The sequence below is a fragment of the Photobacterium atrarenae genome, from assembly GCF_024380015.1.
Lineage (GTDB): Bacteria > Pseudomonadota > Gammaproteobacteria > Enterobacterales > Vibrionaceae > Photobacterium > Photobacterium atrarenae.
The window spans coordinates 2,580,781-2,603,108 of the sequence record NZ_CP101508.1 but is presented as its reverse complement, the minus strand read 5'-3'; the positions used below and the strand labels follow the sequence as shown (position 1 = coordinate 2,603,108).

At 53.7% G+C, this 22,328-nt stretch carries 23 protein-coding genes; 14 read left to right on the top strand and 9 right to left on the bottom strand.

The window, feature by feature from the left end; translation table 11 throughout:
* Positions 1-7: 7 nt before the first annotated feature.
* The 5 genes from nqrE to dinB all read left to right on the top strand — a co-directional run bounded on the left by nqrE (position 8) and on the right by dinB (position 4,491).
* Positions 8-604, top strand: a complete 597-nt coding sequence (nqrE, locus tag NNL38_RS12240) for an NADH:ubiquinone reductase (Na(+)-transporting) subunit E (protein WP_255388314.1) — start codon at positions 8-10, stop codon at positions 602-604.
* A 21-nt stretch (positions 605-625) separates the two neighbouring features.
* Positions 626-1,849 carry an NADH:ubiquinone reductase (Na(+)-transporting) subunit F gene (nqrF, locus tag NNL38_RS12235; RefSeq protein ID WP_255388313.1) on the top strand — a complete coding sequence of 408 codons (1,224 nt, stop codon included), beginning with the start codon at positions 626-628 and terminating at the stop codon, positions 1,847-1,849.
* Positions 1,850-1,994: 145 nt separating this feature from the next.
* The gene (locus NNL38_RS12230) at positions 1,995-3,005 is read left to right on the top strand and encodes an FAD:protein FMN transferase (protein WP_439651393.1); all 1,011 of its coding nucleotides are present in this window, start codon (positions 1,995-1,997) and stop codon (positions 3,003-3,005) included.
* A 9-nt stretch (positions 3,006-3,014) separates the two neighbouring features.
* Complete coding sequence (gene nqrM, locus NNL38_RS12225; protein WP_255388312.1) at positions 3,015-3,236, top strand: (Na+)-NQR maturation NqrM; 222 nt, start codon at positions 3,015-3,017, stop codon at positions 3,234-3,236.
* Positions 3,237-3,405: 169 nt separating this feature from the next.
* On the top strand, positions 3,406-4,491 hold the full coding sequence (gene dinB, locus NNL38_RS12220) for a DNA polymerase IV (RefSeq protein ID WP_255388311.1): 1,086 nt from the start codon (positions 3,406-3,408) through the stop codon (positions 4,489-4,491).
* Positions 4,492-4,566: 75 nt separating this feature from the next.
* On the opposite strand, the gene NNL38_RS12215 is transcribed toward dinB, so the two are convergent.
* The gene (locus NNL38_RS12215; protein WP_255388310.1) at positions 4,567-6,027 is read right to left on the bottom strand and encodes an aminoacyl-histidine dipeptidase; all 1,461 of its coding nucleotides are present in this window, start codon (positions 6,025-6,027) and stop codon (positions 4,567-4,569) included.
* 131 nt (positions 6,028-6,158) lie between these two features.
* Positions 6,159-7,802: a methyl-accepting chemotaxis protein gene (locus NNL38_RS12210; protein WP_255388309.1), complete on the bottom strand. Its 1,644-nt coding sequence runs from the start codon at positions 7,800-7,802 to the stop codon at positions 6,159-6,161.
* Positions 7,803-8,191: 389 nt separating this feature from the next.
* On the opposite strand from NNL38_RS12210, the gene vcdP reads away from it, so the two are divergent.
* The 3 genes from vcdP (at position 8,192) to gpt (ending at position 10,602) form a co-directional block, all read left to right on the top strand.
* The gene (gene vcdP, locus NNL38_RS24860) at positions 8,192-8,281 is read left to right on the top strand and encodes a small protein VcdP (protein ID WP_500797074.1); all 90 of its coding nucleotides are present in this window, start codon (positions 8,192-8,194) and stop codon (positions 8,279-8,281) included.
* A gap of 520 nt (positions 8,282-8,801) precedes the next feature.
* Positions 8,802-10,091 carry an NCS2 family permease gene (locus NNL38_RS12205; protein WP_255388308.1) on the top strand — a complete coding sequence of 430 codons (1,290 nt, stop codon included), beginning with the start codon at positions 8,802-8,804 and terminating at the stop codon, positions 10,089-10,091.
* Between the two features lie 52 nt (positions 10,092-10,143).
* Entirely contained in the window at positions 10,144-10,602 is a 459-nt protein-coding gene (gpt, locus tag NNL38_RS12200; RefSeq protein WP_255388307.1) for a xanthine phosphoribosyltransferase, read from the top strand.
* Positions 10,603-10,676: 74 nt separating this feature from the next.
* On the opposite strand, the gene NNL38_RS12195 is transcribed toward gpt, so the two are convergent.
* Positions 10,677-10,976, bottom strand: coding sequence for a hypothetical protein (locus NNL38_RS12195; RefSeq protein WP_255388306.1), 300 nt, complete (start codon positions 10,974-10,976; stop codon positions 10,677-10,679).
* 212 nt (positions 10,977-11,188) lie between these two features.
* Here NNL38_RS12195 and frsA point away from each other — a divergent pair, with 212 nt between their 5' ends.
* The 4 genes from frsA (at position 11,189) to NNL38_RS12175 (ending at position 15,647) form a co-directional block, all read left to right on the top strand.
* Positions 11,189-12,448: an esterase FrsA gene (frsA, locus tag NNL38_RS12190; protein WP_255388305.1), complete on the top strand. Its 1,260-nt coding sequence runs from the start codon at positions 11,189-11,191 to the stop codon at positions 12,446-12,448.
* A 168-nt stretch (positions 12,449-12,616) separates the two neighbouring features.
* Positions 12,617-13,018 carry a sigma factor-binding protein Crl gene (gene crl / locus NNL38_RS12185; protein WP_255388304.1) on the top strand — a complete coding sequence of 134 codons (402 nt, stop codon included), beginning with the start codon at positions 12,617-12,619 and terminating at the stop codon, positions 13,016-13,018.
* A gap of 128 nt (positions 13,019-13,146) precedes the next feature.
* A complete protein-coding gene (gene proB / locus NNL38_RS12180) occupies positions 13,147-14,328 on the top strand; it encodes a glutamate 5-kinase (protein WP_255388303.1) in 1,182 nt (393 codons plus the stop codon).
* A 62-nt stretch (positions 14,329-14,390) separates the two neighbouring features.
* Complete coding sequence (locus NNL38_RS12175) at positions 14,391-15,647, top strand: glutamate-5-semialdehyde dehydrogenase (protein WP_255388302.1); 1,257 nt, start codon at positions 14,391-14,393, stop codon at positions 15,645-15,647.
* Positions 15,648-15,889: 242 nt separating this feature from the next.
* On the opposite strand, the gene NNL38_RS12170 is transcribed toward NNL38_RS12175, so the two are convergent.
* From NNL38_RS12170 to NNL38_RS12155, 4 genes are read right to left on the bottom strand one after another with little or no spacing between them, the layout of a single operon-like run.
* Positions 15,890-16,120, bottom strand: a complete 231-nt coding sequence (locus NNL38_RS12170; RefSeq protein ID WP_255388301.1) for a DUF2897 family protein — start codon at positions 16,118-16,120, stop codon at positions 15,890-15,892.
* Complete coding sequence (locus NNL38_RS12165; protein WP_255388300.1) at positions 16,121-16,816, bottom strand: M15 family metallopeptidase; 696 nt, start codon at positions 16,814-16,816, stop codon at positions 16,121-16,123. It abuts the gene before it with no gap.
* On the bottom strand, positions 16,816-17,946 hold the full coding sequence (gene dapE, locus NNL38_RS12160; RefSeq protein WP_255388299.1) for a succinyl-diaminopimelate desuccinylase: 1,131 nt from the start codon (positions 17,944-17,946) through the stop codon (positions 16,816-16,818). The genes NNL38_RS12165 and dapE overlap by 1 nt, the downstream gene beginning before the upstream one ends.
* A gap of 14 nt (positions 17,947-17,960) precedes the next feature.
* Positions 17,961-18,317, bottom strand: coding sequence for an ArsC family reductase (locus NNL38_RS12155; protein WP_255388298.1), 357 nt, complete (start codon positions 18,315-18,317; stop codon positions 17,961-17,963).
* A gap of 439 nt (positions 18,318-18,756) precedes the next feature.
* Between NNL38_RS12155 and ompW the strand changes: the two genes are divergently transcribed.
* Both ompW and NNL38_RS12145 read left to right on the top strand, forming a co-directional pair.
* A complete protein-coding gene (ompW, locus tag NNL38_RS12150; protein WP_255388296.1) occupies positions 18,757-19,395 on the top strand; it encodes an outer membrane protein OmpW in 639 nt (212 codons plus the stop codon).
* A 217-nt stretch (positions 19,396-19,612) separates the two neighbouring features.
* Complete coding sequence (locus NNL38_RS12145) at positions 19,613-19,894, top strand: winged helix-turn-helix domain-containing protein (protein WP_255388295.1); 282 nt, start codon at positions 19,613-19,615, stop codon at positions 19,892-19,894.
* 75 nt (positions 19,895-19,969) lie between these two features.
* Here the strand turns inward: NNL38_RS12145 and NNL38_RS12140 are convergent, their stop codons facing one another.
* Together NNL38_RS12140 and narQ are read right to left on the bottom strand one after the other, a co-directional pair.
* Positions 19,970-20,596, bottom strand: coding sequence for a response regulator (locus NNL38_RS12140; protein ID WP_255388294.1), 627 nt, complete (start codon positions 20,594-20,596; stop codon positions 19,970-19,972).
* A gap of 2 nt (positions 20,597-20,598) precedes the next feature.
* Entirely contained in the window at positions 20,599-22,299 is a 1,701-nt protein-coding gene (gene narQ / locus NNL38_RS12135) for a nitrate/nitrite two-component system sensor histidine kinase NarQ (RefSeq protein ID WP_255390634.1), read from the bottom strand.
* Positions 22,300-22,328: the final 29 nt, after the last annotated feature.

The window sequence follows — 22,328 nt, the reverse complement described above, 5'->3', positions numbered from 1 at the left end:
GGGGAACATGGAACATTATCTAAGCCTGCTAGTTCGCTCGATCTTTATCGAGAACATGGCGCTGTCATTCTTCCTCGGGATGTGTACTTTCCTGGCGGTTTCCAAGAAAGTGAAGACCTCTTTCGGTCTGGGGATTGCGGTTACCGTTGTACTGACGATCGCGATTCCGGTCAACAACCTGGTTTACAACCTGTTGCTGAAAGATGGCGCGCTGGTTCAAGGTGTTGACCTCAGCTTCCTGAACTTCATCACCTTCATCGGGGTGATTGCGGCCCTGGTACAGATTCTTGAAATGATTCTGGACCGTTTCTTCCCGCCGCTCTATAACGCGCTCGGGATCTTCCTGCCGTTGATCACCGTGAACTGTGCGATTTTCGGCGGTGTAGCTTTCATGGTACAGCGTGACTATAACTTTGCTGAATCTGTGGTATACGGTTTCGGTTCTGGTATCGGTTGGATGCTGGCAATCGTAGCTCTTGCGGGGATTCGCGAGAAGATGAAGTACTCTGATGTTCCTGCCGGTCTGCGTGGCCTGGGCATCACTTTCATCTCTGTCGGCCTTATGGCGTTGGGCTTTATGTCCTTCTCCGGTGTTCAGCTGTAAACAGGATAAAAGGAATAATCAATGGATATTATTCTTGGCGTAGTCATGTTCACCCTGATTATCCTGGCTCTGGTATTAGTGATTCTGTTCGCTAAATCCAAGCTGGTACCATCAGGTGACATTACTATCTCAGTCAATGGCGACCCGGAAAAAGCGATTACAACCGCTGCGGGTAGCAAACTGCTAGGTGCACTGGCAGGAAACGGTATTTTCGTATCATCTGCGTGTGGTGGTGGTGGTTCATGTGGCCAGTGCCGGGTGAAAGTGAAATCAGGTGGCGGTGACATCCTGCCGACTGAGCTTGACCACATCACCAAAGGTGAAGCCCGTGAAGGGGAGCGTCTGGCCTGTCAGGTCAACGTGAAGACCGACATGGATATCGAGCTGCCGGAAGAAATCTTCGGTGTGAAGAAGTGGGAATGTACGGTTATCTCTAACGATAACAAAGCGACATTCATCAAAGAGCTGAAGCTGCAAATCCCGGATGGCGAGTCTGTACCGTTCCGTGCTGGTGGTTACATCCAGATTGAAGCGCCGGCTCACCACGTGAAGTATGCCGACTACGATATTCCTGAGGAATACCGTGAGGACTGGGAGAAGTTCAACCTGTTCCGCTACGAGTCAAAAGTCAATGAAGAGACGATTCGTGCGTATTCCATGGCGAACTACCCGGAAGAAGAAGGCATTATCATGCTGAACGTGCGGATCGCGACGCCGCCGCCGAACAACCCAGACGTACCACCGGGCATCATGTCCTCGTACATCTGGTCGTTGAAAGAAGGTGACAAGTGTACGATTTCAGGTCCGTTTGGTGAGTTCTTCGCGAAAGACACGGATGCAGAGATGGTCTTCGTCGGTGGTGGTGCAGGTATGGCACCAATGCGTTCTCACATCTTTGACCAGCTCAAGCGCCTGAACTCTGATCGTAAGATGTCGTTCTGGTACGGTGCCCGTTCTAAGCGTGAAATGTTCTACGTAGAAGACTTTGACATGCTGCAGGCTGAAAACGATAACTTCGTTTGGCACTGTGCCCTGTCTGATCCGCTACCGGAAGACAACTGGAACGGCTACACAGGCTTCATTCACAACGTGCTTTATGAAAACTACCTGAAAGATCACGAAGCACCGGAAGACTGTGAATACTACATGTGTGGTCCACCAATGATGAACGCAGCCGTGATTGGCATGCTGAAAGACCTTGGTGTTGAAGACGAAAACATCCTGCTGGATGACTTCGGTGGCTAACTAGCCCACTCGATGTAAACTATGGCTGACCCGTTTGGGTCAGCCTTTTTTCGTCCTGAAGCTTGCAGCAGCTTGCTGCTTTTATCGGTTTGATGCAGAGGTGTACTCTGTATTGTATCGTTGGAGTTGTTGAATGAAGACGTTCTTGAGCAAATGTGTGCTCTTGTTTGCCCTTGTGTTGACGATGTCGGCTTGTAGCGATCAGCGGGAGATGATCCACTTGAACGGCTCGACGATGGGGACTTATTACTCAATTAAGTTGATTAAGCAGGAAGGTTTACCGCCATCGTCAGAGATTCAGGCCGAAATTGATCGCCGTCTGGAGCTGGTCAATGATCAGATGTCGACCTACCGTAAGCATTCCGAGCTCAGCCAATTTAATCAGTCGCGCTCGACAGCGCCGGTGCCGGTTTCAGCTGCGACAGCGAAAGTGGTCAGCGAAGCGATTCGCTTGGCAAAGCTGACCGACGGTGCGTTAGATGTTACTATTGGCCCGGTGGTCAATTTGTGGAGCTTTGGCCCGGAAGCGCGTCCGGAAAGAAGCCCGACCGCGGAGGAAATCGCCGAGCGTCAACAGCGGGTTGGGATCCGTCATTTATCGGTTCATGGTGAGTCGCTGCAAAAAGGCATTCCGGATCTGTACGTGGATTTGTCCTCGATTGCGAAAGGTTATGGCGTGGATGTGGTCGCGGACTATTTTGATGAGCTGCAGGTGTCGGACTACCTGGTCGAAATCGGTGGTGAGCTGCGTCTGAAGGGGCATAACAAGGAAGGGGCACCGTGGCGGATCGCGATTGAGAAGCCGACCGAAGATGGTAGTCGGGCTGTACAGGAAATTATTGAGCCCGGGGATATGGCGGTTGCGACTTCCGGCGATTATCGGAACTATTTTGAGCAAGATGGTGTACGCTACTCGCACTTGATCGATCCGAAAACGTGTCAACCGATCACCAATCGCGTGGTTTCTGTCAGCGTGCTGCACCCGTCCAGTATGACGGCGGATGCCCTGGCGACTGCGTTCTCGGTGATGGGAAAAGAAAAATCTCTGGCCCTGGCGGAGCAGGAAAACTTGCCTGTGTTGCTGGTGGTAAAAACTGACGAAGGTTTCAGCGAGTTTACCTCGAGTGCTTTCGTTCCTTATTTGCAGAAGAAGTAGAGAATTATCATGGTTGTCTATTTAACGACCTTTGCGGTTTTTATTCTGGTGATCGCGGCGATGGCGGTCGGGTACATTTTCCAACGCAAAACTGTCAGCGGTAGCTGTGGTGGTTTGGGCAGTATCGGGATTGAGAAGGAATGTGATTGTCCGGAACCATGCGATGCCCGTAAGCGCCGTGAAGCCCGTGCGGCTCGTGCTGCAGAGTGGAAGAAGAATCAGATTATTTGATTCTTCGCGCTGAGTGAAACGAAACCAACCCCGGCGTTCGCCGGGGTTGTTGTTTTTCAGCTCTGCGGCTTCCCATGATACGCTTCACTCACTATAATGGTTACTGTATATAAAAACAGTTACCTGACGTTCGCGGCGCGCTGCGATCGATGATGAGTATTGAGCGGACATGGCTAACCCTTCTTCTCCTCAACAGTACCCGCGCAAAATCATCCATGTTGATATGGATTGCTTTTTTGCGGCGGTTGAAATGCGGGATAATCCGGCACTGAAGGAGGTACCCATTGCCATTGGTGGCCGCTCAGAGCAGCGTGGTGTGCTCAGTACCTGTAACTACCTGGCCCGTGAATACGGTGTACGCTCGGCGATGCCGACAGCCAAAGCAATGCAACTGTGTCCCCATCTGACATTGGTTCCGGGCCGGATGGAAGTCTACAAATCAGTCTCGCGCCAGATCCGGGCCGTATTCCAGCGTTATACTGATAAAATCGAACCGCTCTCTCTGGATGAAGCTTACCTGGACGTGACAGAGTGTGAGCAGCTGCATGGCTCCGCGACGCTGATTGCGCAGGATATTCGCCGGGCGATCCGCGAGGAGCTGGATCTGACGGCGTCAGCCGGCATTGCGCCAGTTAAATTTATTGCCAAGATCGCTTCCGATCTGAATAAGCCGGATGGTCAGTTTGTGGTGATCCCTGAAGAGGTGCCGGATTTTGTCGCCACTCTTAAGCTTGAAAAGATCCCGGGTGTCGGCAAGGTAACCATCCAGAAATTGCATGAGAAAGGTCTGTACGTCGGGCGGGATGTTCAACAGTATGACCGGCATTTACTGCTCAAGCAGTTTGGCAAGTTCGGTCAGTCGCTCTGGTCGCGCGCGCATGGGATTGATGAGCGCGAGGTGGTGGTTGAGCGCGAGCGCAAGTCGGTCGGGGTTGAGCGCACCTTTGCCCAGAATATCAGCAGTTATGAACAGTGCTGGGAAGTGGTTGAGCGGCTATACCCGGAGCTTGAAAAACGCCTGCGCCGGGTCAGGCCAGCGCTGAATATTGCCAAGCAGGGCGTGAAAGTTAAATTTGCCGATTTTCAGCAGACCACGGTCGAGCATACCCAGCACCAGCTGGATAAAGCACAGTTTGTCGGGCTGTTAACAGAAGCGTTGACCCGGCAGCAGGATCGGGAAATTCGCTTGATTGGGATCAGCGTCGGGCTAGAGCAGGGGATCAAAGCACAGCAGCTGTCTTTCGAAGGATTTTAGCCTCGGCAGGGCAGGGGGCACAGGCGATAAAAAGGCGAGTATTACACTCGCCTTCGTCTTGCGGGAAAGCGCGGTTTACGCTTTGACCGGGATATTTTTCAGGATCGCAACCATTTGCTCCCAGAACAGACCAACGGTTTCAATATTGACCTTCTCATCCGGAGAGTGCGGGAACTTGATGGTCGGCCCGAAAGAGATCATATCCATGTTCGGGTACGGCTCTTTAAACAGGCCACATTCCAGACCGGCATGGATCACCATGATGTTCGGTTTCTTCCCATAGATTGACTCATAGGTTTCACGGAACAGGTGCATGACTTCAGAGTCGGCATCCGGCTTCCAGCCCGGGTAAGCGCCGGAGAACTCGCATGTTGCACCAGCCAGTTCAGCGACGGCCTTGAGCATGCCCTCGACGTTGCTGCGACCACTGTCAATCAGTGAGCGAACTAGACACAGGATTGTCACTTGGTTTGCTTCAGTTGTGATCACCCCGACGTTTAGTGAGGTTTCAACGACGCCTTCAATCTCATCGCTCATGCGGATCACGCCGTTCGGACAGGCGTTCAGCACCGCTAGTAGGCGCTGCTGGGCAGCTGTGGTCATAACATCGGCAGGTCGATCTGCCGGCTCGACAAACAGGTTCAAATCAGTTTCGATTTTGCCCAGCTCGGCAGTCAGGATCGTCTGGTAGTGGGCAAATAACGTGTTGAGTTTGTCGACATTGGCTGCCGGCAGGGAAACCTGGGCGAATGCTTCGCGCGGGATCGCATTGCGCAGGGTGCCGCCGCTTACGTGATTCAGGCGCAGGCCTAACTCATCGGCGTGAGCGTACAGGAAGCGACCCAGCAGCTTGTTGGCGTTGCCGCGACCGGTGTGAATATCACAGCCGGAGTGGCCGCCTTTGAGCCCCTTGATCACCAGCTTGGCGCCGGCGTGATCGCTAGGCACGCCTTCACGTGCGATGTCCAGGGTGATTGCACCGTCGACGCCGCCGGCACAGCCCATGTACACTTCGCCTTCCTGCTCAGAGTCGGTGTTGAGCAGGATATCGCCTTCCAGCCAACCGGCTTCCAGGCCAAAGGCACCTGTCATGCCAGCTTCTTCATCAATGGTCAGCAGCACTTCCAGCGGGCCGTGTTCAATGTCTTTCGCAGCCAGAACTGCCAGACAGGCGGCCATGCCCATACCGTTGTCTGCACCCAGGGTGGTGCCTTTGGCAGTCACCCATTCACCGTCAATATACGGCTGGATCGGATCACGGGTGAACTCATGCTCAGTATCTTCATTTTTCTGCGGCACCATATCGATATGGGCTTGCAGGACGACACCTTTGCGGTTTTCCATGCCCGGGGTCGCAGGTTTCTTGATGAAGACGTTCCCGACCGCGTCACGACGCACGTCCAGGCCTTCGCTTTCAGCGAAGCGGATAATGTGCTGAGCAAGTTGCTCTTCGTGTTTGGAAGGGTGAGGAATTGAGCAGATTTGATCGAAGAATTGCCACACTGGTTGCGGTGACAGTTGACTGATCTCAGACACAGCAGTCTCCCTTATAAACTTTTGGACTGAAGCGATTCACTAGCTGATTATCGGCCAATGAGCTAAATAAGTTAGCAGATTAAACTATCGCGATTGCCCCAAGGATACCACTGTGCCTGAAACGGTGACAGCTAAATCTTAAAATGTGACAGATGGCGATTGAGTTTGTGACCGCTCGCAAGTAACTGCTCGCTGGCCGATGAAATCTGCTCGCCCTGATGAACTGTCGTCTGGCTGTGCTCAGCCAGTTGCAGCAGGTTATGATTGATATTTTCAGCGGCTTCGGTCTGCTGAGTGCTCGCGCCTGCTATATGCTGGTTCAGCTCACGAATGGTACGGATCTGCTGGCCAATTGCGGTCAGTGCGTCGGCGACCTCTTCGGAGTGCCTGGCGGTGTTGGTTGACTGCTCCCGGGTTTGCTGTAGTGCCTCGCTCACTTCCGTTGCCCGGGCTTGTAGGCTGTCAATGATGCTTTCGATTTCATTGGTGCTGCTTTGGGTCCGGGTCGCCAGGGTTCGCACTTCATCGGCTACCACGGCAAAGCCGCGTCCTTGCTCCCCGGCCCGGGCCGCTTCAATGGCCGCATTGAGGGCCAGAAGATTGGTCTGCTCGGCAATTTCCCGGATCACCACGAGCACAGAGCCGATGGTTTGCGAGTCTTTGGCCAGGGCTTGGGCACTGGCGTCGGTATTGTCGAGGAGCTGGAGCAGGGCATGCATTTCTGTTGACGAGTTCGACACCACCGCGATGCTGTTTTCGCTTTGCTGATGGGCTATTGATGCGGCTTCAGCTGCCTGTTGGGCCGAGCCGGACACTTGCTGGTTATTGGTATGGAGTTGTTGCATCGCCGCCGTCACGCTGTCGACTCCGGTGTGGGATTCGGTGGCGCTGTGAACGGTTTGGCGCGACACTGCGTTGAGTTGGGTGGCGGTCGAGCTGATGTGTTCACTAACTGGCGCGACATCTCTGAGCATGTCACAGATCCGATCGGCAAAGGTATTGTAGGCACGGGCCAGGCGTCCCAGCTCATCATTGCCATGGTCCGGCAGGCGTAGGGTGAGGTCGCCATCCCCTTCGGCAATGTCTGTCATCGCTGCCAGGGTTTCCTCGCACGGTGCGGTGATCGAGCGGCCGATCAGCGAGGCCATCACGAACATCACTGACAGAAAGCCGAGCAGTATCAGCCCGAGCGCTTTCACCTCTGAGATGAACTGGGCTTGGATATCATCGATATAGACGCCTGAGCCGACCAGCCAGCCCCAGGGTTCAAACCCTTTGACGTAAGAAATCTTGGCCACCGGGATATCTGCGCCCGGTTTCTCCCAATAATAGTCAACAAAGCCGGCACCTTGCGTTTTGACTACTTTGACCATATCGCTAAATAGTCGGTTGCCGTGCGGATCCGCGAAGCTGCCCAGCGGCTTGCCATTGAGGGCTGGCTTAAATGGATGCATCACCATGCGCGGCTCTAAATCGTTGATCCAGAAATAGTCCTTATCTTCATAACGCAGTGCGGCAATAGCCTGGGTTGCCTGCGCCTGTGCCTGCTCCCGGCTGAGCAGCCCTTGTTGTTCCTGTTCGTAATAAAAGCGAAACAGGCTGTGGGCAGACTCAACCAAATGACGGGTTTTGATCCGTTTTTGCTCCAGCATGTTGGATTGATAATTGGAGGCAAAAATGACGAGCGGGATGAGCGATAGTACGGTGATGGTGATGCCCAGCAAATACAGCCGGCGGCTGATCGAGATCACTCTGAGGTTTTGTATGATGCCCATAGCCAGTCCTTTGTCTTGTTGTGTTTATTATTCTAGGTCCATCATTGCTTAGATTAGGTTGAGGCCGCGGTGCAGATCAATAAGATAGGATTACACTTTAGTCGTGATTGGTGAAAAACGTGATCGTCATTAAATTGTAATAAAGTTACAAAATAAAGTGATCTATCACACTAAAAAATAAAAACTGTGACGAGGTTAAAGAAAATGCTTGAAAGTTTATTACTTGATGGGTATAGTTCTCCCATCTTCTGCTGAAGACGAATGACACAGTAAACTGCTCTGGGATGAGCCCGAGATATCGCCTCCAAGGAACCGAGATTAAGTCATGCCATGATGGCGAAACACTGAAATAATGTGTTGTAATTACTTAATATAAATGGTGATAAAAGATGAAAGTATTTGACTCAATTGCAAACTATTGGAATAACCGCTCTGTGTACACAGGTAACTTCCAGTACCCAAGCTCTTTCGGCTACTAATTTAAATTGCGTCGGCTTATTTCTGTAGGCCGGCACAACCCCTGAACAGTGATGCATTGTTCACCCCCCACTCTGTTGAGAATTCAGGGCCACCCGCTAGGGTGACTCAGTACATTCTTACGCCACGCCAGATTTGGCGTGGCGTTTTTTTTATCCGCTGCTGATACATCGTTAGATTGCCCGCTTTCAGGCTGTATTCGATTACATTGCGTGTTAAGCGTTATTTTATCCATTAACCTAGTGCATATTAATCGTTTGCGGCGGACTTAAAAAAGCGATGTGTTCAATTGTTGAACCGACTCTATTGTGATTAATTTACTGATTTAAAATTACTTTTTTGAGTTCCGTGCTTTGAGTGATGTGGTTTTGCCCAGTTGGCTCGACGTGCTACTGATAATTACGTGATTGGCTGGAAATTATCGATGAAGGCGACTATAATCGCCCCCCAAAAATAGAGGACGCAAACGTTTTCTATTGCCCATGCTAACCAGCGCAGATTATCTCCAAGGAACCGAGAGCAATGCTTGAGAAAATTTTCAAACTGAAAGAGCACGGGACTGATGTCCGAACCGAAGTGCTTGCCGGTGTGACAACCTTCCTGACGATGGCTTATATCATCTTTGTGAACCCGACGATGTTGGCCACCACGGGAATGGATCAGGGGGCGGTCTTTGTCGCCACCTGCCTGGCCGCGATGGTGGGTTGCTTTATCATGGGCTTTGTCGCCAATTATCCGGTTGCGCAGGCACCGGGCATGGGACTCAACGCATTCTTCACGTACAGTGTTGTGTTGGGCATGGGCCATACCTGGCAGGTCGCTCTGGCGGCGGTTTTCTTCTCAGGCTTGTGTTTCATTGCGCTGAGTGTGTTCCGGGTTCGGGAGTGGATCATTAATGCGATCCCAACCGCTTTGCGAACCGGGATCTCGGCCGGTATCGGGCTGTTCCTGGCCTTTATTGCGCTGCAAAGTTCCGGAATTGTGGTCGACAATCCGGCAACCCTGGTACACGTGGGCGATTTGACCAGCTTTCCTGCGGTGATGGCATCTCTGGGTTTCTTCCTGACGATTGGTTTGGTGCACCGTGGTTATAAGGCTGCGGTCCTGATTGCCATTCTGGCCGTCACCGTGATGGGCATTGCGTTTGGTGATATTCAATATGCCGGGATTGTGTCGATGCCACCGAGCATTGCGCCGACATTTATGCAGATGGACTTCAATGGCGCGCTGGAAGTCGGTCTGGTGTCTGTGGTTTTTGCCTTCCTGTTTGTGGATCTGTTCGATACCGCAGGTACGCTGGTCGGTGTTGCGACTAAGGCTGAGTTGATTGATAAAGAGGGAAAACTGCCGCGTCTGAACCGTGCGCTATTGGCAGACAGTACGGCGACTTCAGTCGGTGCTGTGCTGGGCACCTCTAATACCACCTCGTTTGTCGAGAGTGTCTCCGGTGTCGCCGTGGGTGGGCGTACCGGCCTGACTGCGGTCACCGTTGGGGGGATGTTCCTGCTGGCGCTGTTTTTTGCACCGTTGGCTGGCATGGTGCCGGCCTATGCAACTGCGGGCGCTTTGTTCTATGTCGCGATCCTGATGATGTCCGGTTTAGTGAGCGTAGACTGGCGCGACTTAACAGAAGCGGCACCTGTAGTTGTCGTTTGCCTGTTAATGCCGTTAACATACTCAATTGCTGAAGGTATTGGCCTAGGTTTTATTACGTATGCTGCGGTTAAAGTCCTGAGCGGCAAGGGAAGGGATGTCAATCTTAGCGTCTGGGCTATCTCGGCCCTGTTTCTTGCTAAAATTATCTTCTTATAACAGTTTTATAAATATCCAGCGGCGCTGCTGCTGATTTAGAGGTTCATCGGATATGAGTAACAAGTTCGTCATCACCTGGGATAATATGCAAATGTATACACGTCAGCTGGCTGAAAAGCTGCTTCCGGCTGATCAGTGGAAAGGTATTATTGCAGTGAGCCGCGGTGGTTTGGTTCCTTCTGCGATCCTGGCACGAGAGTTGGGGATCCGCCACGTCGATACCGTTTGTATTTCCAGCTACGACCATGATCACCAGCGTGAAATGAAAGTGCTGAAAAAAGCCGACGGCGACGGTGAAGGTTTCCTGGTGGTTGATGATCTGGTTGATACTGGCGGCACGGCTGAGATGATCCGTGCGATGTATCCGAAAGCCAAGTTTGTGACGGTTTGTGCCAAGCCTGCCGGGAAACACCTGGTGGACGACTATGTTGTGGATATCCCCCAGGAGACTTGGATTGAGCAACCTTGGGATATGGCCGTCTCTTTCGTTGAGCCGATTTCAAAGCAATAAGTTTCCGGCAACAGATGTTGTGAAGATAAAGGAGCCCGATGGCTCCTTTTCTTGGTTATCGGGCTTGGAAGTGTTTATGTTGAGCGTTTGGCGCGAATATCGGACAGGGACTCCCCATTGGGTTTATTGCGGTAAAAGTTGTTGTAGTTGATGAGATCGATCATATCATCGCCGGTCAGCTGGCATTGCCTGTCCAGCTTAGCCTGGTAAGAGCCGGGGATTTGGTTGCCTGAGGCATCAAGACAAACCGCAATTTTGGCGTTGACGGCACCGGAGGCCTCTCCCGGGTTGCCCCCTAGAACCCCCCCACTGCCGAAGGCCAGTACGGCATTTGAAAACACCAGCAAACTCGCTGCTGCGACTACATTTTTCATACCATCCTCACTGAAAATATTTCTCAGTCCTATCAGCATAGTTCAGAAAACTTGGCTGGCGGGTCTTGTTTTTGCCTTCGGTTCTACGCAGACCCCTTCCGGTCAGTGATATACTGTTGAGATTAAAATGATTGTATGCAGGTAGTGCGAGCCGCTTTCGGCACGCCTCACATGCCTGATGTACCCAAAGCACCGGATGAGTGGAGCCCATTGTGTCTGAACCATCAAAAACGAACCTCTCAGAAAAACTCTTTGCCCCCCGGCAAACGTCAAGAGAAACCTCCAGTTTGGTCCGATTGGCCCACGTTGCCGACACCCCGATCCATAATCCGATTGACGGCGACAGCGAAACGGGCTGGTACCGGGTGCTGCGGCGACCACAATGGGTCTGGCAGGGGATCGATCCGATTGAGATGGAAGCGATCTTTTCGCGCATGGCTTGCTCGGATGCACCCCGGACCCGGGATGACTTACTTGATACCGTGATTGGTTATAAGCCTGGTAACTGGATTTACGAGTGGTGCCAGTCAGGGGCTAAACATCAGCACAAGGCACGTTACCTGGTGGAGCAGGGGCAGCTGGAGCCGGCCGCGGACGCGCTGCTCAGTGCCAGTATGTATTACAGTGTGGCAGCGTACCCGCACATCAAGGGAGACGAACTGGCTGCCCAGGCAGAGCTTCAGGCCAACCAGACTTACCGCGAGGCGATGAAATATTTGCCGACCAAGATGAAAACCATCGATGTGAAATATGAAGGGAAAACGTTCCAGGCCTTCATTCATATGCCCCGGATGGATAAGCTGTTACCGACCGTAGTGGTCACTGGCGGTCTGGATACCCTGCAGACCGACTTGTGGCGCTTGTACCAGGACTACCTCGGCCCGGCCGGATTTGCAATGGTAACGCTTGATATGCCGTCGGTGGGCCATAGTTCGCACTGGGCGCTTACGGAAGACACCAGCCGCTTGCACCAGGCCTTGCTTCAGCAGATCCGGGATGTCCCCTGGGTAGATCATACCCGGGTGGCCATGCTGGGCCTGCGCTTTGGCGGCAATGCGGCGATCCGCCTGGGCTTTCTCGAGCCGACTCGCCTCAAGACCTGTATCAGCCTGGGCGGGGTGATCCATCAGGCACTGGCCAATCCGCAAGCGCTCGACAAGATGCCCCGGATGTATCTGGACATGATTGCATCTCGTATGGGCAAACGGGGCGTGTCGAAAGCCAGCCTGACTTCGCACCTGCCAGCCTGGTCGTTGAAGAATCAGGGCCTGCTGGGCCGACGCAAGATCGATATGCCGATGCTGGGGATCAGCCTCAAGCACGATCCCATTTGCCCGGAAATCGATAATCAGCTGATTGCCATGTCCAGCCGCGGCGGCAAAGCGATCACCTTGCCTGAAAAGCCGCTGCATGACGGCTACCACAGGGCTATGCTCACCGTGGTGGACTGGTTAAAGGACAAGCTGGCTTAGTGCGATGGTTATTTGCGGGTGGTCGAAAAGGCATCACTTGTAAATAAACTGTTGCCATTTTCGGCGGTTATGGCTTAAATGGAATACAACAGGGTGGGCGCTGGGCATGACACCCTGAAGTTCGGCGATTGCTGTTCCTGTGCGATTGTCTAAGGATGGAGAAACGCTATGACTACAACAACCTTCCCGCCACATGGCCGACTGATGACCAAACTGACGGCGCTGGGGCCGTATCTGCGCCAACAGCACTCATCTGAAGGCTATTTTTTCTTTGATTGTCTGGCCAGTTGTATCAGTGCCAAAAAAGAACCGGACGTGCGCGAATTCTGGGGCTGGTGGTTGATCCTGTCGGCAACGGAAACCGGTTTTGAGTATCGCTATTTCTTTGGTCGCTTTGACAGCGAAGGTGAATGGTTGAAAGAAGCCGTACCGGCCAAGCATGAGCAGGCCGTGCTGCAAACCCTCAATGACTTTTACCCCAAGCTGACGGGCTTGCTTCAGGATGAGCTGAATCTGACGGTGACTCCGGCCAGAGAGTTGGAAGAAGCCGAGCTGGGAACCCCGGCCTGATGAACGCAGCATCGCTGATCAAGCCAGTGACTTGATAAATGCGCTTTACCGGCGCATTTTTCTTGTGATCTACCAAGGGGATTGATAAAACAACGGGTATTCTTTTTTCATCACAGTTGTTTATCCCAATGGCAGAGACGAATCATATTCAGGTGACCGCGCAGACCCTCTCAAGCGCGCACGCTTCTGACACTCAGTCGGTTCATTCCCCTCAGCAAACCATTGTCATTAAACTGGGCACCAGTGTATTGACCGGTGGGACCCTGCAGCTGGATCGGGCCCATATGGTCGAGCTGGTCCGCCAGTGCGCTTCCCTGCGTAAGCAGGGGCATAAGGTGATCCTGGTGACATCCGGTGCAATTGCAGCAGGTCGCGAGCATCTGGGATATCCCGAGTTGCCCAAGACCATGGCCAGTAAACAATTGCTGGCAGCCGTCGGCCAGAGCCGGCTGATCCAGGAGTGGGAACACCTGTTCGGGATTTACGGGCTGCATGTCGGGCAGATGCTGCTGACCCGGGCTGATCTTGACGATCGGGAACGCTACCTTAATGCTCGCGATATGATTGTAGCCCTGCTCGATAACGGTATTATCCCGGTGGTCAATGAGAACGATGCCGTGGCGACTACAGAAATCAAAGTGGGGGATAATGATAATTTATCCGCGCTGGTCGGCATTTTAACCAGTGCAGATAAACTGCTGCTGCTGACTGATCAGCCAGGCTTGTTTACTGCCGATCCGCGCAGCAATCCGGATGCGGAGCTGATCCGTGAAGTGCACACCATTGATGAGACCCTGCACAAACTGGCCGGCGGCAGTGTCGGTGGCTTGGGGACCGGCGGTATGGCGACCAAGTTGCAGGCGGCTGATGTTGCCCGTCGCGCCGGGATTGAGGTGGTGATTGCCGCGGGCAGTCGCCCGGAGGTGATTGCCGACCTGGTCCTTGGTGAGTCGGTGGGCACCCGCTTCCTACCATTGGAGTCGCCGCTGGAAAGCCGTAAGCGCTGGATCCTGGCCGGGCCGCCGCCAGCCGGCGATATTGTGATTGATGACGGTGCAGCGATGGCGGTGCAGCAGCGCGGCAGCAGTTTGCTGTCGAAAGGGATCCTGGAAGTGAAAGGGCAGTTTGAACGTGGGGAAGTGACCCGGATTTTCAATGCCCGGGGCACCCTGCTAGCGCGTGGGATCTGCCGGTATTCGAGCCGGGATATGGCGAAAATTGCTGGCAAGCACAGCCAGGAAATTCATCAGGTCTTGGGATATGAATACGGTCCGGTGGCCATTCACCGTGACGATCTGGTGCTGATTTAAACCAGGCCCAGCCCGAAAACAGGTACGGCGTGAACAAATAATTAAAGGATAGGGGATACACAGTGGATCTTGAACTGATGGGGAAAGCGGCGCAGCAGGCGGCGTTTGAACTGGCAACGGCAGACACCAAACAGAAGAACCAGGCACTGGCGATTATCGCTGATGAGCTGGAAGCCAATCGTGATGCGATTCTGGCTGCCAATGCCCAGGATATTGAAGCGGCCAAGGCATCGGGTATGAGTGAGGCGCTGGTGGATCGCCTGTTGCTGAACGAGGAACGCCTGAGCGGTATCGCCAATGACGTCCGCAATGTGATTGGACTCCATGATCCGGTCGGCGCCGAGCTCGACAGCAAAGTGCTGGAAAACGGGATGCGCCTGAGCCGTCGCCGGGTACCGTTGGGGGTGGTCGGGGTGATCTATGAAGCCCGTCCGAATGTGACCATCGATATTGCGGCGCTGTGTCTGAAAACCGGCAACGCCAGCATTCTGCGTGGTGGTCGGGAAACCTTCCACTCCAACATGGCGCTGGTCAAGGTGATCCAGACAGCCCTTGAGAAAGCCGGGCTGCCGGCAGCATCGGTACAGTATATCGAAAAGCCGGATCGCGAGCTGGTTTCCCAACTGCTGAAAATGGATCAGTACGTCGATATGATCATTCCGCGCGGTGGTGCCGGCTTGCATAAAATGTGCAAGGAAAACAGCACCATTCCGGTGATCATCGGTGGTTTTGGCATCAGCCACGTCTATGTGGATGACAGCGCCGATTTGGCCCGCTCGCTCGATGTGGTCGAGAATGCCAAGGTGCAGCGCCCATCGGCGTGTAATGCCTTGGATACCCTGCTGGTGCATGAAGCGGTGGCGGAAGCGTTTCTCCCGCGTCTGGCCGAGCGCCTGAATCAGTCGAACGTAACCTTTGTCGCTGATGAAACCAGCCTTGCCCTGCTGGAAGGGAAGGCGGCTTCGCTACGCCCCGTGGCGGATGGGGATTTCGATACCGAATGGCTCAGCTTCACCCTCGGGGTGAAAGTGGTTCAGGGTGTTGATGAGGCCATTGTTCACATGCGCAAGCATAACGCCAGCCATTCTGATGCGATCCTGACCAATACCCTCCAGGCCGCCGAGCGGTTTGTCAATGCAGCCGGCTCTGCGGCGGTGTACGTCAATGCGTCCACCCGCTTTACCGACGGGGCGCAGTTTGGCCTGGGTGCGGAAGTCGCGGTCTCGACCCAGAAACTGCATGCCCGCGGCCCGATGGGGCTGGAAGAGCTGACCAGTTACAAGTGGGTTGGTGTCGCAGATTACCTGCCTCGCCCGTAACAAACAGCCAGTCGTCAGTCTTGCGATAACGGCATCACAAGTGCTCATTTACATCCGTAAACTCCGCGCTTGTTCTTTGTTCTCACAAGACTGACTGTGGGCTGATTGCTCCGGGGTGAAGTGGATTACGCTTATCTTTGTGCTTGGGAAAACTGGCGGTAAGCTGAATGGCGAAGACAAAAAAGCGAGTGTCGATTTGACGCTCGCTTTTTTTATTGAGTACGTTTTTTGATTCAGTGTGCTCAGGGATCGCGGCGATCGCTTTCGTTGCTTTGCTCGGCGCTGTGGGTGCCGCTGCTCTCCGGGTCGTCCTGCTGCGCTTGTTCGCGCTTGTGCTTCTCCTGCATGTATTTGACTTTGTCCCGGTAGCCAAATTTCATATTGGCCGTGTATTTGATTGCTGCAATGTTACTGACGATCACACTGACGATAATGATCGTGATCACCCAGGGGTTGAGGAGCCATTCCGCCATTTAAACCTCGCAGACATTTGCAATGTACCTTGTATAAAGCGTATCAAGGTTTGCCAAAATCTGCGACTTTCCAGCGATTTGGCTGGCATGAAGTGTGCGATGGAGCAACTCGGGCGTCAGTTGGGCCAGCAGAGGCGAACTGACGGGGGCATGGCTGATATGCCAGGGCTCCACCGCAACGCCGTTGCGGTCTTCGGCGTAGGGTAAATAAAAGTCGAACGTGGCGAGGGAGGCTTGCAGCCATTGGCTGAACTCGGCCTGATGGCCGCCCGGGGCATATTCCCAGGGCTCTAATTGCAGGCTGGCTCCGTCCGGCAGACAGTTGGCCGCATAAACATCAAGGTCCGTGCCCCAGTGATGGCGGCTGGCGCCGGGCAGGGCCGACCAGCGCATGATGGTATGAATGCGCTCTATCTCGCTCAGCGCTGCTGCGTCTACCGGCTGGCTGTTGCTGTCCAATAGGGGTCGGTTGCCATCAAACTTGTGATTCCAAATCATCAGCTGGCGTTCGAAACTGCGAAACGCGCTGGCGATTTTGAGATCGAATCCGGCTTCTTTGGCAGCCTGTTGCAAGGCTTGCAATGCCGGGCGGGTCTCACGGTGTAGCTGGTACTGCTGGTGGCTGACAAGATGGGTTTCCGATTGGCCGGTAAGTTGCCCGGCCGTGAGCGGCCGGGCGTCAGTGGGTGCTGTCATTACAGGGATTTTTCCAGGATTTTCTGATACATATCGGTCAGCTTTTCCAGATCCGCCACTTTAACGCATTCGTTCACTTTATGAATGGTAGCGTTCACTGGTCCCAGCTCCACAACCTGGGCTCCGGTCCGGGCGATAAAGCGTCCGTCTGAGGTGCCGCCGGTGGTGAGCAGCTCCGGCTTCTGGTGGTTAACCTCTTCAATTGCTTCGACCGCGGCTTCCAGCAGCGTCCCTTCATCGGTGAGGAACGGGTGGCCGCTGAAGGTCCACTTCAGATCATAGTCCAGGCCATGGGCATCAAGCACGGAATGCACTTTGCGCTTGATATCGTCGGCAGTCAGCTCAGTGCTGAAGCGGAAATTGAACTGGACATGGAACTCGCCCGGGATCACGTTCGACGCGCCGGTACCGGCTTGTAAATTGGCAATCTGGAAGCTGGTCGGCGGGAAATAATCGTTGCCGTTGTCCCAGGTGGTCGCGGCCAGTTCTGCCAGCGCCGGCATCGCCCGGTGGACCGGGTTATCTGCCAGGTGCGGGTACGCAACATGGCCCTGGGTCCCTTTGATGGTGATATCCCCGGTGATTGAGCCGCGCCGGCCGTTTTTCACCACATCACCCACGAAATGGGTACTGGAGGGCTCACCGACAATACACATGTCGATTTTTTCATTGCGCGCTTCGAGGGTATCGATCACCCGGGTGGTTCCGTTGATAAACGGCCCTTCTTCGTCCGAGGTGATCAGCAGGCCGATGGAGCCCGGATGATCCGGGTTTTCTGCCAGAAAGCGCTCAATGGCGACGACGAAGCAGGCCAGGGAGCCTTTCATATCGGCGGCGCCACGGCCATGGAGGTAACCATCGATAATGGTGGGTTCAAACGGCGGGGTATGCCAAAGCTCTGACGGCCCGGCCGGGACGACATCGGTGTGCCCGGCAAACACCAGCAGTGGTGCCTCAGTGCCGCGGCGTGCCCACAGGTTGGTGGTATCTTCAAAAATCATGGTCTCGATGTTGAAGCCGAGCTTTTCAAGACGTTCAATCATCACGTCCTGGCAGCCGGCATCTTCCGGGGTCACGGAAATGCGGCTGATCAGGTCTTTCGCCAGAGCGATAACCGGGCTGTCTGACATCCTTGTATCCTTATTTATTGGTTGGCGTGGAAAATAGCTTGGTATTGCTCCGGCTTAAAGCCGAGGTGATAGCTGTCGTCGTGAACCAGCAGCGGGCGCTTGATCATCGCCGGGTGTTCCAGCATCAGGGCCAGGGCGGTGTCGCGGTTCAGGCCGGATTTTTGCTCGTCGCTCAGCTGACGGTAGGTGGTGCCGCGTTTGTTCACCATGGCCTCCCAACCCAGTTGGGCCTCAAACGTTTCCAGCAGGGCCGGATCCAGGCCGTCCACACGGTAGTCATGGAAGCGGTAGTCAATGTTCTCTGCTTCCAGCCACTTCTTCATTTTTTTGATGGTATCGCAATTCTTAATGCCGTAGGCAATTGTACTCATAATCAGGCTGACTTTTGGTTGTTATCGCTAGGCCTTCCTTTATAACGAGAATGTCAGGGCTTCGCAATGGTCTTGATGACGGGCGGTGAATTCACCGTCAGCCTTGATACGGCCTGGTGTGCCGGGATATTTAACAATACAAAACAAGTGGTTATTGTGATTTTTCCGGAATGTGATTTTGTGCCAGATCAATAAATAACTGCGAGTCATGTAGCATAAAATGCGTGGAACAAGTAACAGTTGCGCAGTCTTGGGAGATGTGGGAAATTCTTGCTTATAAGTTGTTGATCTGTATCAAAAGTTATTTGTTGGTGTTAATTTTTTTAATTTGATTTCAATCAATACAGCCAGGTTTCAATCCCGTTACATTTGGCTCCGTTCAGTAAGAAGCTCAATTTATTCCCTTGATGGGATCTTCAAAAGGATGGAGTCAATTATAATGAAAACAACGATTTGTGCTGCAGCTGTGCTGGCTGCAATGACTATTGCTCCGCAAGCGCTTGCTCACCAGCAAGGTGACATTCTGGTTCGTGCCGGCGCGGCGACGGTTTCGCCGAATGAAAGCAGCGATGATGTTCTGGGTTTTGGTGAGTTCGGGATTGATTCCGACACCCAACTGGGGCTGACCGTCGGCTATATGCTGACCGATAACATCAGTGTTGAACTCCTGGCTGCGACCCCGTTTAAGCACACTGTTTCTTTAGGCCCACTGGGCGATATCGCGGAAGTCGAACACCTGCCACCAACCCTGATGTTGCAGTACTACTTCATGGACAGCAACAGCAAGTTCCGCCCGTATGTCGGGGCCGGCCTGAACTACACCACCTTCTTTAATGAAGACTTTAATAGTCAAGCCAAAGGGTTGGGGCTAGACAATCTGTCGCTGGATGACTCCTGGGGCCTGGCGGCCAATGTCGGCCTGGATTATCGGGTGAAAGATAACTGGTATTTGGGCGCGTCAGTTTGGTATGCCGATATTGAAACTGATGTGACCTTCAACGCGGGCGCCGATAAAGTCTCCATCAATACCGAAATTGATCCTTGGGTCTTCATGCTGTCTGCCGGCTACAGTTTCTGAGCCTGTGACTTCGTATGATATCGCCGGGCCTTTGCGCCCGGCGATATTTTTTGCGTGTGCAACCAGCGGCCCTGTCTGAGGGCGAAAAGTCCTGAAATTCGCCCTTCATCGTGAAATGAGTGCCACAGCTGCGAAATATCACTTCATTTTGATCAAACGCAACATCCCCAAAGCAGAAGTCGGAATAATAACTAACCATCACAGAATGGAGGTCTCAATGGAATTGAATCCGGTTTTTGCCCGTCGTTTATATTTAGCCTTATTGGTCGAGCAAGTCGAGCGACCGAATGTGCCGAAGCTGATTGAAATTACCGGCTGGCCGCGTCGTACGATTCAGGATGTGCTCAAGGCACTGCCCGGTTTCGGGATTGAACTTGCTTTTGTTCAGGATGGCAAACGCCATAATGACGGCTACTACCAGCTGAGTGACTGGGGGCCGTTTGATTTGCAGTGGGTGGTGTCGAAAGAGCAGGATATTATTACGTCTGTTTCCAGCTAGCACTTCCCGTGATGGCGACGTGCCGACCGAAGGGCAGTATGCTCACTGCCCGTCGGCGTTTCAGGTTGCCGGTTGCTATTGCCCCTGGGTTTCCAGATAGAGCACTGTCGCCGCCGTGCGCGACTTCACCTGTAATTTCTTTAGCAGGCTTTTCATATGCACCTTAACGGTGGCTTCTGAGATATATAGCGACTCGGCAATCTGGCGATTGCGGTGTCCTTTCGCCACTTCGCGTAGGATCTGCATCTCCCGGTCAGTCAAAGCATCGAGCAGTGACTCGTCTTCAGTGCTGTCTTCGAGGTATTCTTTCACCAAATCGCTGTAGGCTTTGCCGCCGTGCAAGGCTTGTTTCAATAATTCAACCAGCTGGTCCGGTTCGGTATCTTTGAGCAGATAGCCGTCGGCCCCGGCGTTCACTAGTGCCCGGATATCGGCGCGGCTGTCGGATACGGTCAGGACGACGATACGGGCTGCAATGCCTTCCGCGCGCATGGCGCGCAGGGTGTCGAGTCCTGACATCCCTTTCATATTCAGATCCAACAGGATCAGATCGGGCTCGTGGTCCCCGGCGAGCCGCACGGCATCGGAGCCGTTACTGGCTTCGGCGATAATGTCAAATTCCGGTTCAAAGCTCAGCAGTTGGCTGATCCCCCGGCGGATCAGAGGGTGATCATCCACGATCATTAATTTCCAGTGTGTCATCGTTATAATCCTTGAGGCTCCAGTGTAAAGCTTAAGGCGACTTTACAGCCTGTGCCTTGGGTGGTGTGAATCGAAAGCTCGCCATTGAGGCGGGATGCGCGCTCGGTCATGATGGCAAGTCCGTAGTGATTGCGTTTTTCATCGGCCGGGTCAAAACCCCGGCCGTCATCGGTAACTTCAATTTTGACCAGCTCGCCGCGCTGCTCGCAATGCACCGTGATCTCATCAGCCCCGGCATGTTTGATGGCATTGAGCACCGCTTCACGGATCAACTGGAGCAGGTGGACCTGGTGGTGGGCATCCAGGTTCAGCGATGACAAGTGGTTCTCTATGATGAGCATAGCATCTGTTTGCTCATCGAGTGGTTTGAGCATTTCAACCAGTGCTTCGCCGAAGTTTGCTTCCTTGATCGTCAGGCGGAAGGTACTGAGCAGCTCCCGCAGTTGGGTGTATGCCCCGGACAGGCTCTGATCGATTTCGCCGATGATTGCCATCGCGCTGTCATGCTGGCGGCTGTCGAGCTGGCGTTTGAGTAAGGTCATCTGGATTTTGAGATAAGACAGGGATTGCGCCAGTGAGTCATGTAATTCCCGGGCAATGGTCGCCCGCTCTTCCATCAGTAATAGTTGCTCCGCCTGCTTCTGTGCCCGGTTGTAGTAAATCCCGCGCGCCAGGGTGCGGGCCAGGTTATCTATCAGGCTCTTGTCCGGACAGGGCAAGGTGTACTGCCACCACAATTGACCGAGAATGTGGCCGTCCAGATCCAGATCCTGGTAATGCCAGGTACTGTCGCCCGGGGTGCCGGCGGTGATTTCTGTATTGCGTCCGTTGCTCTCATCGATCACCAGCTTGGCAGCGGTCAGCCCTTCGATGTTGATGAGGGTATCGAGCATGGCTGAGAAATGCTGCGATGATAAGCGGCTGACCGACAGCTCCTGTGAGCATTGGTAGAGCACTTGCAGTGAGTCATTGGCATGGCGCAGGCGGCGGGTCTTCTCATCGACTGTTTTTTCCAGGCCGCGATAAAGTTTGCCCAGCTCTGTGGCCATCTGGCTGAACGTCCCGGCCAGAACCCCCAGTTCATTGTCACTTTTCACTGCCAGCTTAACATCGAACTGGCCGCTTTGGATCTGCTCACTGGCCGTGACCAGCTGGTTGAGCGGGGAGACGATCTTGCGTTGGGTAAAGTGAATGGTGAACAGCGCCACCAGCAGGATCAGGCTGAGCCCGAGTCCGCCGGTGATGGACAGGATTTGCAGCTTGATCTCTGAAAACTCCTGCAATTCGAAGACAAAGCGGTCGATATCATCGACGAAGCTGACCATTTCATCGAGAAACCCTTGCGACTCGCCGCTGTGAAGCAGGGGATGCAGCGACTCCCAGCGCGTGATCAGGCTGGCGTAGTGGTGCTTGATCTCGTCAGGAACGGTCCAGTGGTCCAGTGCCGCCATGGAGGTTGAAAAGAGTGACTGTTCGAATTGCGCCTGGTGGGCCGGCAGGAGCGGCGATTGGGTTTGAATATCATACGCCAGCCGATAGCTCTGCATCCGCATCGAGCCGGAGACATTGATTGCTTCGGCATCATTGAGGCTTGAGGCCAGAGTGAGCAGCGCCAGGCTGGTGGTGGTGACTGAGAGCAGTAAAATCACCAGCATGGCCCGGGCGATTGTGGCAGTCACAGGCTTGAGCGGCCGCTTTTTCACGCGCTCTTCTTCTGGATAACGGTTGTCGT

Coding starts and splice junctions, on each gene's coding strand:
- nqrE (WP_255388314.1), top strand. CDS start 8: ATGGAACATTATCTAAGCCTGCTAGTTCGCTCGATCTTTATCGAGAAC.
- nqrF (WP_255388313.1), top strand. CDS start 626: ATGGATATTATTCTTGGCGTAGTCATGTTCACCCTGATTATCCTGGCT.
- nqrM (WP_255388312.1), top strand. CDS start 3,015: ATGGTTGTCTATTTAACGACCTTTGCGGTTTTTATTCTGGTGATCGCG.
- dinB (WP_255388311.1), top strand. CDS start 3,406: ATGGCTAACCCTTCTTCTCCTCAACAGTACCCGCGCAAAATCATCCAT.
- NNL38_RS12210 (WP_255388309.1), bottom strand. CDS start 7,802: ATGGGCATCATACAAAACCTCAGAGTGATCTCGATCAGCCGCCGGCTG.
- vcdP (WP_500797074.1), top strand. CDS start 8,192: ATGAAAGTATTTGACTCAATTGCAAACTATTGGAATAACCGCTCTGTG.
- NNL38_RS12205 (WP_255388308.1), top strand. CDS start 8,802: ATGCTTGAGAAAATTTTCAAACTGAAAGAGCACGGGACTGATGTCCGA.
- gpt (WP_255388307.1), top strand. CDS start 10,144: ATGAGTAACAAGTTCGTCATCACCTGGGATAATATGCAAATGTATACA.
- NNL38_RS12195 (WP_255388306.1), bottom strand. CDS start 10,976: ATGAAAAATGTAGTCGCAGCAGCGAGTTTGCTGGTGTTTTCAAATGCC.
- crl (WP_255388304.1), top strand. CDS start 12,617: ATGACTACAACAACCTTCCCGCCACATGGCCGACTGATGACCAAACTG.
- proB (WP_255388303.1), top strand. CDS start 13,147: ATGGCAGAGACGAATCATATTCAGGTGACCGCGCAGACCCTCTCAAGC.
- NNL38_RS12170 (WP_255388301.1), bottom strand. CDS start 16,120: ATGGCGGAATGGCTCCTCAACCCCTGGGTGATCACGATCATTATCGTC.
- NNL38_RS12165 (WP_255388300.1), bottom strand. CDS start 16,816: ATGACAGCACCCACTGACGCCCGGCCGCTCACGGCCGGGCAACTTACC.
- dapE (WP_255388299.1), bottom strand. CDS start 17,946: ATGTCAGACAGCCCGGTTATCGCTCTGGCGAAAGACCTGATCAGCCGC.
- NNL38_RS12155 (WP_255388298.1), bottom strand. CDS start 18,317: ATGAGTACAATTGCCTACGGCATTAAGAATTGCGATACCATCAAAAAA.
- ompW (WP_255388296.1), top strand. CDS start 18,757: ATGAAAACAACGATTTGTGCTGCAGCTGTGCTGGCTGCAATGACTATT.
- NNL38_RS12145 (WP_255388295.1), top strand. CDS start 19,613: ATGGAATTGAATCCGGTTTTTGCCCGTCGTTTATATTTAGCCTTATTG.
- NNL38_RS12140 (WP_255388294.1), bottom strand. CDS start 20,596: ATGACACACTGGAAATTAATGATCGTGGATGATCACCCTCTGATCCGC.